Source organism: Psychromonas sp. CNPT3 (genome assembly GCF_000153405.2).
Taxonomy (GTDB): Bacteria; Pseudomonadota; Gammaproteobacteria; order Enterobacterales; family Psychromonadaceae; genus Psychromonas.
Genome location: NC_020802.1, coordinates 1,277,042 through 1,296,120 on the forward strand (window position 1 = coordinate 1,277,042; position 19,079 = coordinate 1,296,120).

The following is a 19,079-nucleotide window of genomic DNA, read 5'->3' on the forward strand; positions in this document are numbered from 1 at the left end:
CATAAGCAAGTATTTATGGTGTTCATCTAGATGAGAATAGGATTAATTTCAGACCCTTTTACGCAGGTAGCATTTGAATATGAAGATGCGATAGAACTCATATTATTATCACCCAAATATTGGCGTTTACAATTATTAACAAGCCAAATTGACATCTTGTTTGTTGAGTCCTGCTGGCAAGGATATCAGGGACTTTGGAAACACAAAGTTGCAAATTATAGGGATAGGGATAGGGATCTAACACTTAGTAAAATAACTGCATATTGTAAGCGGAAAAAAATATTAACTGTATTTTGGAATAAAGAAGATCCCATTCATTACAACAGATTTTGTCATAATTTGTCATTGTTTGACGTTTGTCTTACAACTGAGGCGAGTTTGATTTCACAGTATAAAAGACAATTTATACATCTTAAATCAGTTGAATTATTACCTTTTTTCTTTCAACCTAAAATTCATAATCCAGAAATGGGAGAAAGGATCAAGGAGCTAGATAATCGGATACTATTTTGTGGTGGTTTATATCAGCAAGAGTTTCCTGAACGAGCAGAGCGTTTAAAGATGGTTGCTAAAGGGCTCAATAAACAAAAACTAGTTGTCTTTGATCGATTTACAGAGGGGCACAATGGGTGGGGAAATAGCTCTCAGATAGAGCGATGGGAAAGTTTCATATATACAGATTCAAAAAAACATTATCAATCTGGTCGTTTACATATCAATGTAAATACCTGTGATGGTTCAAAAACCATGTATAGCCGACGTTTAATTGAATTATTAGCATGTCAGGCCTCGGTAATAGATATAACAAAATTTAAAAAAAATGGCGTATTGAGTACTTTTGTACAACAAGTTAGTACAGAGAAAGAATTTCAGAGCGCCATATTAAAAGAAGCACCTCATCCTGACTATCAATATCTAAAGGATAACTATTCAGTCAGTTGTGTCGTCAAAATGTTACAAAACTTCTTAAATTAAGGAAAATATTATGAAAGTCTTGCTTGTTTTTGGAACGCGTCCTGAAGCGATTAAAATGTGCCCAGTGATTGAGGCTATGAAATTAAATCCAATGATTGAACCGATAGTTTGTGTCACGGGACAACATCGTCAAATGTTAGATCAAGTTTTGGATCTATTCAATATTAAGCCTGATTATGATTTAGACATTATGAAACCTGATCAAGATTTAACAGATATTACAACTACTATTTTACAAAAATTAAAACCAGTTTTGATGGAAGTTAAGCCAGATCGTGTATTAGTGCATGGCGATACTGCGACATCGTTTGCTACTACATTGGCTGCTTATTATCAGCAGATCCCAATTGGGCATGTGGAGGCAGGGCTTCGAACGGGTAATCTTTATTCACCTTGGCCAGAAGAAGGTATGCGTCGTTTGACAGCAAGTCTGGCGGATCAACATTATACACCGACAGTTCGATCACTAAAAAACCTACTAATAGAAAATATTGAGCCTGAAAATATTTTTGTTACAGGGAACTCTGTCATTGATGCACTGCTGATGGTATCGAAACGTTTAGATAGCAACCCGAATATGATGAGTGAGTTTACTAATAAGTTTTCATATATTGATTTTTCTAAAAAATTAATTTTAGTGACTGGGCATCGACGTGAAAACCACGGAGAAGGCTTAGAAAACATTTGTAAAGCAATTTCGGAGTTAGCTAAACGAGATGATGTGCAAATTATTTATCCAGTGCATCTAAATCCAAATGTGCAAGGGCCTGTAAATAGAAACTTAAAAGGTTTAGATAATGTGTTTTTAATAGAGCCACAAGACTATCTACCTTTTGTATTCCTCATGAAGCAAAGTTACATTATTTTAACAGATTCTGGTGGTATTCAAGAAGAAGCACCGACTCTTGGTAAGCCTGTTTTATGTATGAGGGAGACGACTGAGCGTCCGCAAGCAGTAAAAGCCGGTACCGTTAAATTAGTTGGAACGAGTGCAGAAGTGATCATTGCGGAAACAAATAATTTACTTGATAACGACCAAGCATATAAAAGGATGAGTCGAGCCATTAATCCTTATGGTGACGGTACTACCAGTCAACAGATTATTAGTGCCATTCTCACTAAAGAGTATGTAGAAAGTTGATAACGAGAAAGTTTTATGAGTATTAAAACGATATTTATAAAATTAATAAAATGGAATTCCTTTCGATTTTAGGTATTGAATAAGATTGAAAGATTGCAAAATAAAAAAACAGGAAGTTATATGAATATTAATACTATTTCAGTTGTAGGGTTAGGTTACATTGGTTTACCAACCGCAGCTGTTATTGCAAGTAATGGAATAAGAGTTAAAGGCATTGATGTCAATCAACACGTTATTGATATTATTAATCAAGGTAAAATCCATATCGTTGAGCCGGGGCTAGAAGAATTGGTTAAATCCGTTGTAGCAGAAGGCTATCTAACGGCACATACAGAGCCACAATCTGCCGATGCATTTTTAATTGCGGTACCTACACCATTTAAAGGTGCTGATCATGAACCGGATCTTAAATATATTGAAGCTGCATCAAAAGCATTAGCATCACAATTGGTTAAAGGTAATTTAGTGATATTGGAGTCAACATCTCCTGTTGGTGCAACAGAAAAAATGGCAGCTTGGCTTGCTGAAGCGCGACCTGAATTAAGCTTTCCACATACGGTGAAAGAAGGTCAAGTTGCAGATATTTTAGTTGCATATTGTCCCGAGCGAGTATTACCTGGACAAGTGATCCGAGAACTCGTTGAAAATGATCGTGTTATTGGTGGTATGGATGAAGCAAGCACGAAAGCAGCAACTTTAGTTTACAAATCTTTTGTGCATAAAGGTAACTGTATTGCAACAACAGCACGTACTGCTGAAATGGTAAAGTTAACTGAAAATGCGAGTCGTGATTCACAAATCGCTTTTGCTAATGAATTATCTATGATTTGTGACAAGCAAGGGATTAATGTTTGGGAATTAATTGAGTTGGCAAACTTACACCCTAGAGTTAACATTTTGCAACCAGGTGCGGGTGTTGGTGGGCATTGTATTGCAGTTGATCCTTGGTTTATTGTCAATCAAAACCCAGAAGAAGCCAAACTTATCCATCAAGCACGGTTAACCAATGACGCGAAACCTCTTTGGGTAATTAACAAAATAGAAGAGGCTATTAGCAATATGGTTAAACCAAAAATCGCGTGTTTAGGTCTCGCATTTAAGCCTGATATCGACGATCTTCGTGAAAGCCCTGCATTAAATATCATCAAAAACTTAGTTATGAGTGGTTTCGATATTCTTGCCGTTGAACCAAATATTGATGTTCTGCCTACAAAACTCTGTGATTTAGGAAACATTAAATTGACAGATTTACATTCTGCACTAGTTGATGCAGATTTAATAGTCATATTGGTTAAACATCAAGAGTTCATCAACTTAAAGAGTGGTAGTAAAATTCTAGATTTTGTAAATTGTTGAGAATGATTATGGATAATAATAACTTAGATAAATTAAAAAATGATTATATTGAAGCAATAACTGTTTCTGAAAAAAGATTGATTAGCTTTATTGGTATGGAAGCTCTTTATAAAAATCAATTAATACACAATGCAAAATTGATTAAAAAAAATGAAAATTTATATAAAGATCTTGATAAATATAAAACAAATTTTATGGGGATGGATAGTAGAAATAAGAGTTTACAGTCAGAGTTGGAAAGGATGAAAGAAACAGTAGGAAGTATAAAAAATACACTTTCATTTCGCTGGGGTAATAGGTTAGTTAATTCTACGGAATCTTTTATCGTATTTTTAAAGCTTCCTTTTCACTTATACAAAGAATATAAAGACTTTAAATGTAAAAGAAAGATTATTGTGAAGCAATTATCAAGAATAGTTGTTAAAAGAAGCGAAAAAAATAAGCTAGTCCTTCCAATAAATTTAAACGAATTAAAAGTAGCCTCCATCATGGATGAATTTACTTTTAACTCGTTTAAGTATGAATGTAATTTGCTACAGCTTACTCCTAAAACCTGGCGGGGGGAGTTGGAAAAATTTCAACCTAACTTACTTTTTATTGAATCAGCTTGGAAAGGAAAAGATGATTTATGGATAAAAAAAGTTAGTAATTGTGAATCTGAACTGGTTGAATTAGTACAATACTGTCATGAAAATAAAATACATACTATATTTTGGAATAAAGAGGATCCAGTACACTTTGATACTTTTTCTTCAGTAGCAAAAATTGTTGATCATGTATTTACGACAGATATTGATTGTGTACCTAGATACAAAAAAATTGTTAACCATAATAATGTTAATTTCCTTCCTTTTGCTGCGCAACCTATGAAGCATAATCCAATAGAAATATATAAAAGAAAAGATGCATTTAACTTTGCTGGTTCTTATTATCTTCGTTATCCGGAAAGGCAGAGAGACTTTTCATCTTTAATAAGTGCGGTGAAAAAGTTCAAGCCTGTAGATATTTACGATCGTAATTTTGATAATTCGCATAAAAATTATTTATTCCCAGATAGCTATCAATCAATGATCTTGGGTAAATTACCTTTTGAAGAAATAGATAAAGCATATAAAGGTTATCGTTATGGCATCAATATGAATACGATAAAACAATCTCAATCAATGTTTGCAAGACGAGTATTCGAGCTTCTTGCTTCTAATACTATAGTTGTGAGTAATTACTCCAGAGGCATGCGATTATTATTTGGTGATTTAGTGCTATCCTCGGACAATAGTAATCAAATAGAAATCATGCTAAAAAAAATATGTGATGATGGAAGTTATTATAAAAAGTTAAGGTTACTTGGTTTAAGAAAAGTTATGTCAGAGCATACTTATGCAGATAGGCTTGCATTTATACTTTCTAAAATAAATAACTTTGACTTTAAAAAAACATTACCATTTGTATATTTATATGCAAATGTAGATAATAAAGAAGAATTTGATAGTGTTATAAATTCATTTAAAAAGCAAACGTATTCAAATAAAAAATTGATTGTATGCCAATCGTTCAAAAGTGACTTGCAACTAGAGCATGTTATTATAAAATCGAAAATTTCAGATTGCCTAAAATATCTTCAGATGATCCAAGAAGAAGGTGCTTTATTTGGGGTTTTAGAGCCAAAAGATTATTATGGTAAGAGTTATCTGGTTGACTTGGTCTCCGCAACTATTTATGGAGATTATCCAGCTTTTGGTAAAGGGTGTTTTTACGAGTATAAGCAATCTATTATATTGAATGGCGATGGCCGACAATATAAGGCTACAACTAATTTGGATATTCGTTCTTCCTTAGTTAAATTGAAACAATTCAATAAAAAATATTTACAGAATTTTTTAAATAATAAATACTCGATTTCAGATATTGAAATGCTTGCAATAGATGAATTTAACTATTGTAAGAATGGAGCTAATGCTAATAAAACGTCATTAAATAAAGTAGAGGATTTAATATTAGTCGATCAAGGTGTATCTTTTATTGAAAAGCTTGCAAAAATTTCGGATGGGCTTCAGCCGAGAGAAAAAAAGATTAAGAGTGATTCATCTTTGCCATCGTTTAGTGCTGAAAAATTATTTAATTTATTTGCCAAACCCATATCTAGTAAAATAAAAATAAACTTTATAGATAATAAAATGAGAATTATTACAAAATTAGGTAATAGTAATCATACGTATATATACACTAAAAAATCTTTTGGCCGTGAAGAGCTAAATATGATAATTAATAGTCAATTCACATTACTTTGTAAATCTTCTTTAGAAAATATGTATACAGTATTTGAATTTCAAGATAAAGATGGAAAAAAAATATCTCATAGTATAAATCCGATTGGAGATACACATACGATAGCAATACCTGTCGAATGCAGATATATTCGACTTGGATTGAAATTGGTTGGAAATGGAACTGTGGCTATATCTAAACTTATTCTTGGGAGCCATGGCGAATTACCATTTTCTATTGTTGGGAAATCTAAAAAATTAGTTTTAACTAAACAATATCCATCTTATAACGATATATATAAATATGGTTTCTTACATAGCAGAGTTAGAGCGTATAAAAAGGAAGGTTTGTTAGTCGATGTATTTCGGATTAATGATCAATCTCAACTGCCATATAGAGAATTTGAAAACATAGATATAGCAACGGGGAATGCTGCTCTGCTAAATGATACACTTAATACAGGTCAGTACGATCATGTTCTTGTGCATTTGATGGATGAGAAAATGTGGAATGTTCTTGAAAAACATATTGACAAAGTTAAAGTGACGGTTTGGTTACATGGTGCTGAAATCCAAGATTGGACTCGTAGAAAATTTGATTTGGAGGATTTAACTAAGGAAGAAATAGCTAGGAAAAAAAAATTATGTGCTAGTAGGTTAATTTTTTGGAAGAAATTAATTCGAGAGAATCATAAAAATGTGCATTTCGTCTTTGTTTCAAATACTTTTCGTAAAGAAGTTGAAGTTGATTTAGACTTACAACTTGATAAAAATATGTATTCAGTTATTCATAATTATGTGGATGAAGATATTTTTAGATATTTCCCAAAAGAGAAAAAAGATAGATTGAAAATTTTTTCAGTTAGATCTTTTGCTTCAAAAAAGTATGGAAATGATTTAACGACTCAAGCAATAGAGATGCTTTCTAAGGAAAAATTTTTTAATGAATTAGAGTTTCTCATTATTGGTGATGGCCCTTGCTTTAAGAAAGATACTCAAGCGTTAGAAAAATTTGAAAATGTTAAAATTGAACAAAAATTTTTGACACATGCGGAAATTGCGGAAATTCAGAAAAAGCATGGAATATTTATGAATCCAACCCGATGGGATTCTCAAGGTGTTTCAAGAGATGAAGCAATGTCTTCTGGGTTGGTTGTTGTTACAAACAACGTTGCAGCCATACCTGAGTTTGTCGATAACTCTTGTGGTATGGTTGTTGCTTCAGAAGACTATATTGGCATGGCTAAAGCTATAAATACTCTATATTATAATCCGGATAAATTTTTGACGCTATCAATCGCTGCTAATGAGAGAGTCGTGGAGAACTTAAATCTAGAAAAAACTATTTTGGAAGAGATAAAAATAATTAGTTAATTTCTGCATATTTGTTTTAATAAATCAAAGCAGTTTTATTAAGGTGATTCTAAGTGCTAGAAATATAGATAAAAAATGCCATATATTAGACTTCCAGAAATTGGAAGTCATCCCTGACATTTGGAGGCGGTTATTTTTCCTCTCAATTATAATGAAGATCTTACGATGTATAAAATACAACCTGATAAATTCTCCAAACATGAAAGCATGTATATTATTATATTCAACTTTGTAATGCTTATATTAAAGGAATAAAATAATAGATTTCATTTTCTCTGCTCTAAAAAATAATCCCCCCCGTGTTCTTATAGATGTATTTATTAACAAATTAAAGGTGCTTTTAAGGTTTATTTGTGTCATTAAGTTGATGACTGTGGAGTTAAGCTACTCATTACTGAATTCAAAAAAGGTTTAATAAATGTATGGAAAATAATAATAAAAATGACAAATTACATGTTATTAGGTATAGAGGTTGCCAACCTTTAAGTACAACTAAAGAAGGTAAGTTATTCAAGTTTGTAATACCCTATGATCACAAATGTAAATTAACCATTCATGTCGAGTCTAATAATAAAGAACCGCATAATGCGTGTTTAATTTCAATTGAATCTCATAGCTTAGATATGAAATCTTTTGCCTTTCAAAATGGATTTAGTATCTCTAAACATATTGGTATTTATAAATATTTAAAGTTTAATGCTATTAATGAAGTGGAGATTATTGCAGAGAAATTTGATCATGATATATCTGTTCGTATAATACGCTGGAGTACAGATACAAAAAATATCGTCATTAAGAGATTTGATGTTAAATTTGAATCACCAAAGCAAACGCACTCTGAAGCTATAAAATGGTTAGAGCATGATTATTTTGTAGTAGGAAAAAGCTCTAACCATACAAGAGCATTAGATATATTACGCAATGAATTTAAGTTTGGATCTTTCCCTATCACTTCATTACCCCTAGATTCGATATGGAGTGCTAACCCCTTTAATGATCGCAATTGGCAGTGGCGTCTCCATCAGTTAGAATTTTCAAAATACTTACTAGAAGCCCATGTTGCAACAGGAGATACAAAATACATATCTAAATTAGAAGAGCTAATAAAGTCGTGGGTTAATAACAATAAAGTCGAACCTTATCCATCCGAGTTTAGTTGGCATGACCATTCGTCTGCAATACGACTTAATAATTTAATTAAATCTTGGTTATATTTTAATAAAATGGGTTGGAATAACATTTGTTCGATAATTGAGAAAGTATCTGTTCAACATTGTCTGTTTTTAGCTCAAGAGAAATTTTATAGTAAACATACTAATCATGGATTTGATCAGTCGTTGTCATTGTATTTTGGGGCATTAGTTTTTCTTTCTTGGGAGCAACAACATAATTTAGTAGCACTAGCGCTGAGTCGAATTAAAGATGAACTTGAGTTTGCCTTTACCGTTGAAGGCGTTCATGTAGAAAATAGCCCTGGTTACCATGCTCATATGTTGTGTGAAATCATTAGAATAAAGAATATATTCCAATTTACGGATATTTTATTCTTTAATTATCTCAATAGCATATTGGAAAGTGGTATTGATTACCTTATTCATATGAACACTCCAAACGGAAAAATTTCACTTTTGGGTGATAGCGAAGAATTATCATTGAATAATCTTTTATTGAAAGCAGAGACCAAAAATATAGAACAACTCAAGTATATAATGACTAAAGGTCAAGATGGCGTTGTACCCGTACAAAAAAACTATATTGCAGTTAATGCGGGTTATGCCGTGTATAGAAATACATGGCGTTTTAATGATCTCGCTCAAATCCACTTAATATTAAAGTGTGGTTATTTGAGTAATTATCATCGACAAGATGATGATCTCAATATTTTGTTACATGCTTATGGTGAAGATTGGTTTATTGATTCAGGTTTGTACAAGCATGATCATCAGGACGAAATTCGTGACTATATGCGAGGCCCTTTTGCTCATAACATACCGATACCCAAAGGTTCAAAAACGTTACGAAAGATTAAACAAATTGGAGTTAATTGTAAATTTGAGCGTCATAATGTCAATGATCAGGCGTTTTGTGTAAATGCTACCACGAGTATGTTTGACGGATTTATAGTGAAACGGGTTGTTGAAGTGACTGCTAATAATGAGATTAATATTATCGATAGTGTGAGTTCAGGTGAGGTAAGTGATAGTTCTTATGTAACTTTATTTCATTTCCCAAAGGATAAAGTGATTGATAACTCAGATAAAAATCGAATTGTTATTAAATCTTCTTTGGGTAAATCTATGTTTATTGATTGTACCGCTAAAGGGCTTTTTGAAGTAAGAGTTACGAAAGGTAAAGATAAAGAATATCCAAGCTTTACTTCAAAAAAATATGGAGAATTAGAGGAATCATATTGCATTAGTTTTCACATTGAGAGTGGAAGTTCAGAATATCGCATTAGTTTTGACTAAAGAGAATAAGTACATGAAAAAACTAAGAAAGTGGTTTTCTTTTTCATATTTTTTACTAAAGGATTTAAGGGGCTCTTTCGGTCCAAATTTTTATTGTCGATTAGCCAAAAAGAGGGTAAAAAGGCACTGCATTCGTCAACCTCTAAGGTTATTAATGCGATGGTCCCCGACAGAAAGAGAGGAATTAGCCTTCCTTGAGATGTTGGAATTTAAGTGTTCTGTTTTAGATGATTTATTTAGCTTACCGGAATATCGAAAAAATAAACGAGATCAAGTATTTAATTGTCGAGTATTAATGGCGTTGCATAACTCTGCTCCTTATGATGTTGCAGGCTATTGGCAAAGAACTTCTGGTAATTTGAGAGCAATGAAATTGAACAATATAGAGGCCATTTGTGCTACAAGGCCTGGTTATTTTTTTGATTCTAAGCTGGATCCGGACAATAAAAATTTCAATTTTGAATTTATTGAAGATCATTGTTTTTATCGTTTAAGTAGTGAATTCCCCTCATATACACAGATGAGTGATTCGAAATATATTAAAAATTATGGCGCTCAATTAGCTGTGATTGCAAAGCAGAAAAACTGTAGTGTCATTCATGGGCACTCTAATTTCTTAAATGGTTTAGCTGCAATTGATGGGGCTCGAAGAGCTGGTGTCTATTCCATCTATGAAGCTCGAGGTTTTTGGCATATAACGGGGTTGGCTAAAAACCCTACATATGCGAAAACGGATCAGTTTGAATATGAATCAAAAATGGAAATTTTGGCTTTGGAACAATCAGATCGCGTTGTGACGTTATCGGGCGCAATGAAAGATTTAATTGTAAGTTGGGGTATCAATGTAGATAAAATCCATGTTATCCCTAATGGAGTCGATGTAGAACAATTTAAGCCTCAAATGGTTGACCAAATATTAAGATCTCGTTGGGGATTCAATCGTTTTGTTATTGGCTTTATTGGTTCATTAACACTGTATGAAGGTTTAGCTGATCTTATAACGACTGTGATCCAGCTGAATCAACAAGGCTTCCCTGTTAGTTTGGTGGTGGCGGGTTCTGGACCTATTGAAATAGATTTACAATTATTAGCACAGGGTCACATCTACATTCATCTGGTAGGCTCTATTGAGCATGAGCATGTGAAACGTTGGTATAGTAGCTTTGATTTATGTGCTTATCCACGTACTGATGATGTGGTGTGTCGTTATGTGCCTCCAATGAAAGTGTTAGAAGCAATGGCGATGGAAATTCCTGTGATAGTGTCTGATTTAGCTCCTTTAAAGGAAATGGTACGTCACAATCAAACGGGCCTTATTTGTCAACCGAGTCATATCAATTCTTTAACTGAAACTATCATCTTTGCGTTCAATCATCGAGATCAACTCATTCAGTTAGGTAAAAATGGAAGAGTATGGGTATCAAAGCATCGTACTTGGTCAAAAAATGCAGAACGTTATCAAGCTATGTATCAATCATTAGGAAAAAACGTTTAATGCCATGTTGTGATCTTTTTTGTAAAGGAGATAAGTTTAATGACTGAGTCGAAATGTCACATGATTTTAGTTGGAAATTCTAGAAATGAATTTTAACATTTCTTTCATTATTCCTTATAGTAACCGTCACTTTTTAACTAATGATGATCGATTAATAAAGTTAGTTAAAATGTTAGTTAAGGTGCCATGCTGTGAAGTGGTAATAGATTTTCAAGGTGAAATTGATAATAAATTAGTTGATTTAGCTATTATTTATAATCAATTAAATATTGTTGTAAGTCAAAATAACACAAGCCATATATACTCTCCAGGGCAGGCTAGAAACCGGGCAGTGGCAAAAGCATCAGGTGAGTATCTTTTTTTTATAGATGCAGATTTACTTTGCCAACCTTGTTTATTAAGTTATTTACTTGAACGTAGTAGGTACTTATCCAGTATAGGAAAGCAAGCTTTTGAAATGTTTCCTTGTTTTTATTTGACAGAAAAAGAAACTAAGAAATCAAATGTATATTTCGAAAAGTATTTAAAATCTTATTTAAGCGGAGAAATTGATCTGGTTGAAAATATTGCTCTTGCAAGTAGCTGTTTATTAGTAAATAGAGAGTGGTTCATCGCGCTAGGAGGTTTTGATGTTGATTTTATTGGGCATGGAGGAGAAGATTTAACATTAATACATCAATTGGCTTTACATTACCCCATCGCTCCATTACCGAATGATTATTCTGATAATATCAAATCTCAGTTTCCTGGTTGCTATCAAGGGTTCAGGCGTTATTTTAGTTTATACGCATTAGCGCATTTATTTGCTGGTCGTTTTTTTGTTCACTGTTGGCATCCAAGGCCATTGACCAATGCCTATCATAAAAAACGTGAGAGTAATGATTTATTATTAGTTGATAAATTAAACGATTGTTCTACTCATTTCCCTATTGTGAATAATAAGAGTGTAAAATTACTACAAAAAAATTGTTTAGTAGATCCTCTTTTATTATCTAATTTCAAAAAAAATTATCGCGACTGGTTAAGTTCAGTTCAAGAGAAATATGATTATCCTGTCGGACAGTTTCCAGGGTTATTTAACTGGGCGGATGGAGTAAAGAAAAGATCATCGATGAAACGGAAGTTTCGGAAACTATACTTAAATCCGAGATTATTTTTTATTGATATGTTTAAGCTATAAAAAACAGCATGATAAATGCGAGGATCCTTTAAAAAAATTATTTTTTTGATGACTAATAGTCAAATGTGAAGGATAAGTGATTTATTACTACTCTATAGAAATCGTTATGAATAGATCCTTAAAATTATTTTTACTCTCTATTAACTCTATTTTAGATCCGATTTTTTAGGAAGAAAGTCTTGAATAAAAAGGGATGTAAAAGGTTTTGTAGGGATATTTTTGATTGTTAGGAAATGAAATGAAGGAATCATTGATATCGCTCATTATTTTGATGAGTAGTTGATTTATTTTATAGTAAATATGTTACATTTAGTAGGTTGTTTTTAGTTATATATGTGATTTAAAAGAGAAATTATTATAAGGCGTGTTATTGACACCTTTTTATATACTAAATTAATATGCACCTTAAATGGATTTTAAATGCAGAATAAAAATAATATATGGACGTATTCGAAGGGTATTGAAAAGGGGGCTTCTCTCGCACTTTTTTTAGAGTCCCCGATAAAAAAAATTAATCGCATTCACAAAATATATCCGACCGATAGTATTGTGGGCTGGGGTAATAAAACTAATACCCATAAAGCAAAACTGCTTGCTCAGAAATTAAAGGCCCAATATATTCATCTTGAAGATGGCTTCATCGGTTATTTGGGTCACCCCAATGACAACTGCAAACGATTGTCATTGATTCAAGATAAGACGGGCATTTATTACGATGCCACGAAAACAAATGATCTCGAATCATTATGCCTATCCGTTACTCATTGGATCTCCCCTGAACTTGAAATGCGAGCTGAAAAATTACGCTCTAAAATCATCCGCTTTGGTATCTCTAAATATAACCATCAGCGTGAAAACTTACCCGCTTGGCTGATCGATCAAGATGCACACAGTGCGATATTAGTGGTGGATCAAACCGCGGGAGATATGTCGGTTGAATATGGTTTAGGCACCTCACAAACATTTAAAAATATGATAAAAGATGCGTTAAGGGATCACCCTAAACAGCTTATCATTGTCAAAACACATCCCGATGTCATTAAGGGTAAGAAAAAAGGTTATCTTGATATTCAAGATTGCACCCACCCACGCGTGCGCTTACTCGCCGTCGATTGTTCCCTAAAAGCACTTTTTAATAAAGTCGAACGCGTTTATACGGTAACGTCACAATTGGGTTTTGAAGGGCTTCTTTATCATATTCCCGTGCATTGTTATGGGTTGCCTTTTTATGCAGGTTGGGGGCTAACACAGGATAAACAAATTTGTGAACGTCGTAATATATGCTTAACACTCAATCAATTGATATGTGCCTCATTAATAAAATACCCAACCTATTTAGATCCTCAAAGACAAAAGCTTTGTGACGTTGAAACGATTGTGGATTGGTTAGCGTTGCAAATGGGTGATCAAGATAAAGCGGTAAATATTTGTTATGCCTTTGGTTTTTCACTCTGGAAACGCGCTTTTATTAAGCAGTTTGTGGGGCGTATGGCAAAGAAAATCATTTTTATTAAGAGTAAAGATAAGTTAATAAATTTAGTCTCAAAAAATAAAAATGTAGCTGTTTTAGTGTGGGGAGCCAACCATAGTTCTTGGATAATAAAATTAAAACAGTCTTGCTCGGTATGGTTTATTGAAGATGGTTTTATTCGCTCAATAGGCTTGGGAGCCGACTTATGCCGACCATCCTCTTTGGTTATCGACAAGCAAAGTATGTATTACGTACCCGATAGGCCCTCTGACATTATCGACATTCTTAATACAATAGCATTAACGTCAGAACAAACGTTACGTGCTAAGAGACTAACAAAATCAGTCATTAAACACGCATTAAGTAAATATAATGTGGGTCAAAAAGAGTTAAACGAAAATACGATTAACACCTTGGATCCATTACGTAAATTGTCTGTTAGCCAGCAAGAGATTATTTTGGTGCCGGGCCAATTTGAACAAGATCAATCTATTGCCAATAGCCGAGGAAAAATTAAAAGTAATTTATCTTTATTACAGCAAGTGCGTATTGATCACCCGGATGCTTTTATTATTTTTAAGGAGCATCCTGACTTGTATTCCGGTGTAAGGCCTGGGGCATTAGGTCAAAAGACTGCGATGACAGTTGCGAATATGTATCTTAGTGATGTGGATATTAGCGTGGTAATTGATTTATGTGATCGCGTTTGTACTTTAACGTCGTTAACCGGTTTTGAGGCGTTATTAAGAGGCAAAAAAGTCAGCACTTATGGCTCGCCTTTTTATGCGGGTTGGGGGATGACAGATGATCACTTAGCCTTTGCTGAGCGTAAGAGTCATTTAACGTTAGATCAGCTTGTTTATTCTACTTTGGTTTTATATCCCCGTTATGTTGATTGGACAACCGGATCATTAACGTCACCCGAAAGAGTCATTGAGTTATTAATAAAGCAGCGTGAGATCAACGATCTTAAAAGTAAAAAAGGGCAGAGCCTAAATAGCCCTTGGCACGCACGTTTTATGCGTAAATTAAAGTATTTTTATGAAGCAAGTCGTTTTTGAAAACGATCCTTTTATGTCAATTTTTAAGAGTTATATTTTGAATCATAATATTTTGTTTTTACAGGGGCCTTTAGGTCCTTTTTTTAAAAAGTTTGCTCGTTATGCCTCAGATCAAGGACATCGTACTTATAAAATAAATTTTAATGGGGGCGATAAATATTATGCTTGGGCAGATCAACAAGTTGATTATATTGATACAAGTGAAATGTGGCATGCTTATTTAAGTGAATTTATTAAAGCTCGCCATATTGACATGGTAATGGTCTATGGCGATTGCCGTTTTTATCATAGCGTTGCCAGGAAAGTCGCACGGGAGTTGGGTGTTAATTTTTGGGCGATGGAAGAAGGTTATCTACGTGCCGGTTTTGTTACGTTTGAAAAAAATGGTTGTAATGCAAACTCTCCCTTATTTAACAATTTTAAAAATCTAAAAAGTGTAAAAGAGCAGGAAATAAAGAGTTCACTAAACGTTGGTGCAACCTTTTCTCGACGTTTCTGGTTTGCGACTTGTTATTATATTATTTTGCATCTATCAAAAAACATTTTCCCTCATTATCTGCATCATCGCCCTTGGACGACAATACAAGAGGCAATGTATTGGGTAAAAGGTTTTGTACAGCATGGAATATCAAAATTAACAGATCCCAAACGCTACAAAGCATTTATTAAACAATATGATCAACAATTTTTTCTCTTGCCACTACAAGTGGAAGTAGACTTTCAACTGAGAGAGCATTCACCTTTCAATTCAGTTGAGCAGGTGATATCAGAAGTATTGCGTTCATTCTCTCTGTATGCGCTACCCCAGCAAGCGTTGCTTATTAAGCATCACCCTCAAAACCGTGGTTTTGTAAATTATGGGAAATTAATCAGTAAACTGGTGGATGAATTAAATCTCGGCGATCGTGTGCTCTATGGGCATGATTTTAATTTACCCGATGTATACCATCATGCGCGTGGTGTCGTAACCGTCAATAGTACCGTCGGTATGTCGGCGCTATTACATAATTTGCCAACCATTGTACTGGGCAAGGCGATTTATGACATCACGGATATCACTTATCCTCGTACTTTAGCGTATTTTTGGCAGGACGATTTTTCAATGGATAGAATATTATTCTCTAAATTTAGAACTTATCTTTGTCATAATAGCCAACAATCGGGTGATTTTTATAAGCAATCAGAAGGGTTAATAGAAAATCTCCTTGCACATTGCTTAAACCAAAAAGAAGACGTCACGGTATTCGAGTATAAGCATGTAGAATTATTGATTGAAAGTGAAGTGACGGTATAGATATTTGATTGGGGATCTTACTAATTTTACGTTAAGTTAAAGGGAGTCATGTTATTCCTTTTAGGTGGTTTTATTTAGTACTCGATGAGCATTAAATAAAACATAAAACGCGAAAGTTATCAGAGCCATACAATAAAATATAAATGCTTATTATCGTAAAATCATACTGATATATTATTTGAACAAAGGAATGATCATGACTTTTGAATCGTTAATAGGGTTTGCGGGAATTGTCTTTGTGATAGCCATTATTCCAGGACCCAATGCTTTATTGGTACTTTATACTGCATTAACAAAAAATCGTACAATGGCTTTGGCTAATGTTGGTGGTGTGGCACTCGGTTTTATTTTCCATGCACTTATTTCAGCTTTTGGCTTGAGTATACTTATCGCTCAATCGAGTGTGGCATTTATGATGTTAAAGTGGATAGGGGTGGTATATCTAGTTTGGTTAGGCTTGAGTAATATCAAGGCGGGTTTAAGTTTAAAAACACTCAAGATACCAGAAAGTGGCAATATTAATAATATAATGAGTCATTTTATTAAAGGTCTGTTAACCAATATACTCAATCCGAAAATCATTTTATTTTATCTGTCTATTTTCCCTCAATTTGTGAGTAAAGATGCTGTGTTCAGAGAAAGTATTTTACTGGGTGGCGTACAAGCTCTTGTAGTATCCGCATGGTTTTTAGTTGTGATATTACTGGCTCGGCATTTTAAAGTGTTTTTAACAAATTCCAATAATGCTCGTTGGCTTAATTTTCTTTCAGGCGGGATTTTTATTGCTTTTAGTGCAAGATTAGCGACGGCTAAGCTATAAAATGAGAAGGGATCTAAGTTGATCCTTATTAATTTATATCAAGAAACAAGGTATTAGAGCCTCTTTTAACATCCTACTTAGTCCGATTTATATTTTATTGGGATCATAACTCTTCATATATAGGTTTAAATATTCACCAGACAGAATATTTAAAACCACTCCTCATATGTTACGGCCAGCTTATAAATAGTTAGTTATATTTAAAGGGGGCTCTCCTCTTTTATCTTTTTTAAATGCACCGTTCATAAACACAAATTAAAAAGAGAATTAAGGAATGACACGATAAAAACATTAAATAATGAAATTGACATTTTCACGCCAAAAGAATGCGATTTATATATATAACATATATGGAGCGTATAGTGGGTATAGTAAAAATATCGGATGGATCACATGACGAAATTAGAAAAGCGAGTAATGTCATGTCTCGATCTATCAATTCTCAAGCGGAGTTTTGGATAAAAACAGGCATGCTTGCCGAGTTAAATCCAACACTTACTTTTCATGAGATTATTAAGAAGCAATGATTAAAAGAAACATTGACGCTTGCAGAGGCGATTGATGACTAAAGTGATAATAAAAACGGACGCGCAAATCACCCTTATGAGAGAAGCGGGTAAACTTTTAGCGCAAGTATTTAAAATGTTAGATGAATTTATATGCGTAGGGCGAACCACGCTAGAAATTGATAATAAAGTGGAAGATTATATTGTTAATGTATTAAATTCACGTCCGGCGAGTAAAGGACAATATGGTTATCAGTTTTCACTTAATTCTTCGATTAACGAAGTGGTTTGTCATGGGACCCCTAGTGAGACGCATCGTTTAAAAGCTAAAGATATTGTAAATATAGATATTACTTTAGAAAAAGATGGGTTTATCAGTGATTCAAGTAAAATGTATACGTTTGAAGCTACTAGCCCTGCCGCACTGCGTTTAGTTAACACGACTTATGAGGCAATGTGTGCAGGCATTAAGGTGGTTAAACCTAATGCTACACTTGGTGATGCCGGTTATAGCGTCGTGCGTGAATATTGTGGGCATGGTATTGGCAGAGAAATGCATGAAGATCCACAAGTACTTCATTATGGAAAGCGCAACACAGGCTTAGTGCTTGAGGCTGGAATGATTTTTACCATCGAGCCAATGATCAATCAAGGCAAACATAAAATCAAAACGAAAAAAGATGGTTGGACTGTTATTACGCGTGATAAAAAGTTATCGGCGCAGTGGGAGCACACTATTTTAGTGACGCAATCGGGGTTTGAGGTATTAACGCTTCGACAAGAAGAGTTAGGATCGGCCTTAAATATTTAAGCTCTGATGATAAAAAGAATGCTAGCTATAAGTTTTAAGCGCTAATACGTATTTAAAATATGAGAGGTATCCCTGTTATGAATATAATTTTAGTGGCTGATATTTTTGGGAAAACGCCTGCGCTGATTGCGTTAAGTGACGCACTAGGGGCAAGCAATATATTAGATCCCTATGCTGGCGTAAATATGGATTTTAAAAGTGAAGCCGAGGCTTATTCTTATTTTATGGCGCATGTGGGACTTGACGTGTATTTTTCTAAGTTAGTCAAAATAACCGCCTCATTGACGTCACCGAGTGTATTAGTCGGGTTTAGTGTCGGCGCTTCGTTGATTTGGAGGTTATCTGAAAGACTCTCACTGAACAATATACATGTAGGGATCTGTTATTATGGATCTCAAATTAGGCATTATAAAGAGATAAACCCGGCGTTTAATATTGAGCTTATCTTTCCTGAAAAAGAAATTCATTTTGACGTCTTAAAGTTACAAAAGATCTTATCCCTAAAGCCCAAGGTTAAAATCATAAAGGTAAATTATTTACATGGCTTTATGAATACACATTCAATTAATTATCATCATTTTGCATATATTAAGCAGCTAAATTGGCTACGCGCAAAAAATATAAATTAATATTCAATATTGATTTATTAAAAGAGCATAGCGCTATTTGGTTTCGTCATGACAAGGGCCTTAACAAAACTGACCTTATGCATGCTTAGAGGTTAGCGTATGCAGTCGCTGAGAAAATGCATTTAGGTGCGAGCTTGATCTCTTTTCTTTAACCGCCACTCTTGCACCATGTAATATCAAGGGATCTAAAAACGTTAAGCCGGTGTCTTTTGCCATTCGTTTAAGGGGAGTCAA

General features: G+C 33.8%; 13 protein-coding genes. All 13 read left to right on the forward strand.

Annotated features, from left to right (window positions below):
• The first annotated feature begins 30 nt into the window (after positions 1-30).
• The 13 genes from PCNPT3_RS05650 (at position 31) to PCNPT3_RS05705 (ending at position 18,845) form a co-directional block, all read left to right on the forward strand.
• The gene (locus tag PCNPT3_RS05650) at positions 31-975 is read left to right on the forward strand and encodes a hypothetical protein (RefSeq protein ID WP_015464909.1); all 945 of its coding nucleotides are present in this window, start codon (positions 31-33) and stop codon (positions 973-975) included.
• A 10-nt stretch (positions 976-985) separates the two neighbouring features.
• Positions 986-2,116, forward strand: coding sequence for a non-hydrolyzing UDP-N-acetylglucosamine 2-epimerase (gene wecB, locus PCNPT3_RS05655; RefSeq protein WP_015464910.1), 1,131 nt, complete (start codon positions 986-988; stop codon positions 2,114-2,116).
• 120 nt (positions 2,117-2,236) lie between these two features.
• Positions 2,237-3,472 carry a UDP-N-acetyl-D-mannosamine dehydrogenase gene (gene wecC, locus PCNPT3_RS05660; protein WP_015464911.1) on the forward strand — a complete coding sequence of 412 codons (1,236 nt, stop codon included), beginning with the start codon at positions 2,237-2,239 and terminating at the stop codon, positions 3,470-3,472.
• An 8-nt stretch (positions 3,473-3,480) separates the two neighbouring features.
• Positions 3,481-7,110 (forward strand): glycosyltransferase, encoded by a 3,630-nt coding sequence (locus PCNPT3_RS05665; RefSeq protein ID WP_015464912.1) that lies wholly within the window; start codon positions 3,481-3,483, stop codon positions 7,108-7,110.
• Positions 7,111-7,532: 422 nt separating this feature from the next.
• Complete coding sequence (locus tag PCNPT3_RS05670; protein ID WP_015464913.1) at positions 7,533-9,578, forward strand: heparinase II/III family protein; 2,046 nt, start codon at positions 7,533-7,535, stop codon at positions 9,576-9,578.
• A gap of 154 nt (positions 9,579-9,732) precedes the next feature.
• A complete protein-coding gene (locus PCNPT3_RS05675; RefSeq protein WP_198006674.1) occupies positions 9,733-11,073 on the forward strand; it encodes a glycosyltransferase family 4 protein in 1,341 nt (446 codons plus the stop codon).
• Between the two features lie 85 nt (positions 11,074-11,158).
• Complete coding sequence (locus PCNPT3_RS05680; RefSeq protein ID WP_015464915.1) at positions 11,159-12,253, forward strand: glycosyltransferase; 1,095 nt, start codon at positions 11,159-11,161, stop codon at positions 12,251-12,253.
• A gap of 420 nt (positions 12,254-12,673) precedes the next feature.
• Positions 12,674-14,785: a capsular polysaccharide biosynthesis protein gene (locus tag PCNPT3_RS05685; RefSeq protein WP_015464916.1), complete on the forward strand. Its 2,112-nt coding sequence runs from the start codon at positions 12,674-12,676 to the stop codon at positions 14,783-14,785.
• Positions 14,786-14,822: 37 nt separating this feature from the next.
• Entirely contained in the window at positions 14,823-16,079 is a 1,257-nt protein-coding gene (locus tag PCNPT3_RS05690; protein ID WP_232207374.1) for a capsular biosynthesis protein, read from the forward strand.
• A 196-nt stretch (positions 16,080-16,275) separates the two neighbouring features.
• Positions 16,276-16,899, forward strand: coding sequence for a LysE family translocator (locus tag PCNPT3_RS05695; protein ID WP_015464918.1), 624 nt, complete (start codon positions 16,276-16,278; stop codon positions 16,897-16,899).
• Positions 16,900-17,261: 362 nt separating this feature from the next.
• Positions 17,262-17,426, forward strand: a complete 165-nt coding sequence (locus PCNPT3_RS13820) for a ParD-like family protein (RefSeq protein ID WP_015464919.1) — start codon at positions 17,262-17,264, stop codon at positions 17,424-17,426.
• A 34-nt stretch (positions 17,427-17,460) separates the two neighbouring features.
• Positions 17,461-18,216: a type I methionyl aminopeptidase gene (map, locus tag PCNPT3_RS05700; RefSeq protein WP_015464920.1), complete on the forward strand. Its 756-nt coding sequence runs from the start codon at positions 17,461-17,463 to the stop codon at positions 18,214-18,216.
• Between the two features lie 77 nt (positions 18,217-18,293).
• Positions 18,294-18,845 (forward strand): hypothetical protein, encoded by a 552-nt coding sequence (locus tag PCNPT3_RS05705; RefSeq protein WP_015464921.1) that lies wholly within the window; start codon positions 18,294-18,296, stop codon positions 18,843-18,845.
• The last annotated feature ends 234 nt before the right edge of the window (positions 18,846-19,079 follow it).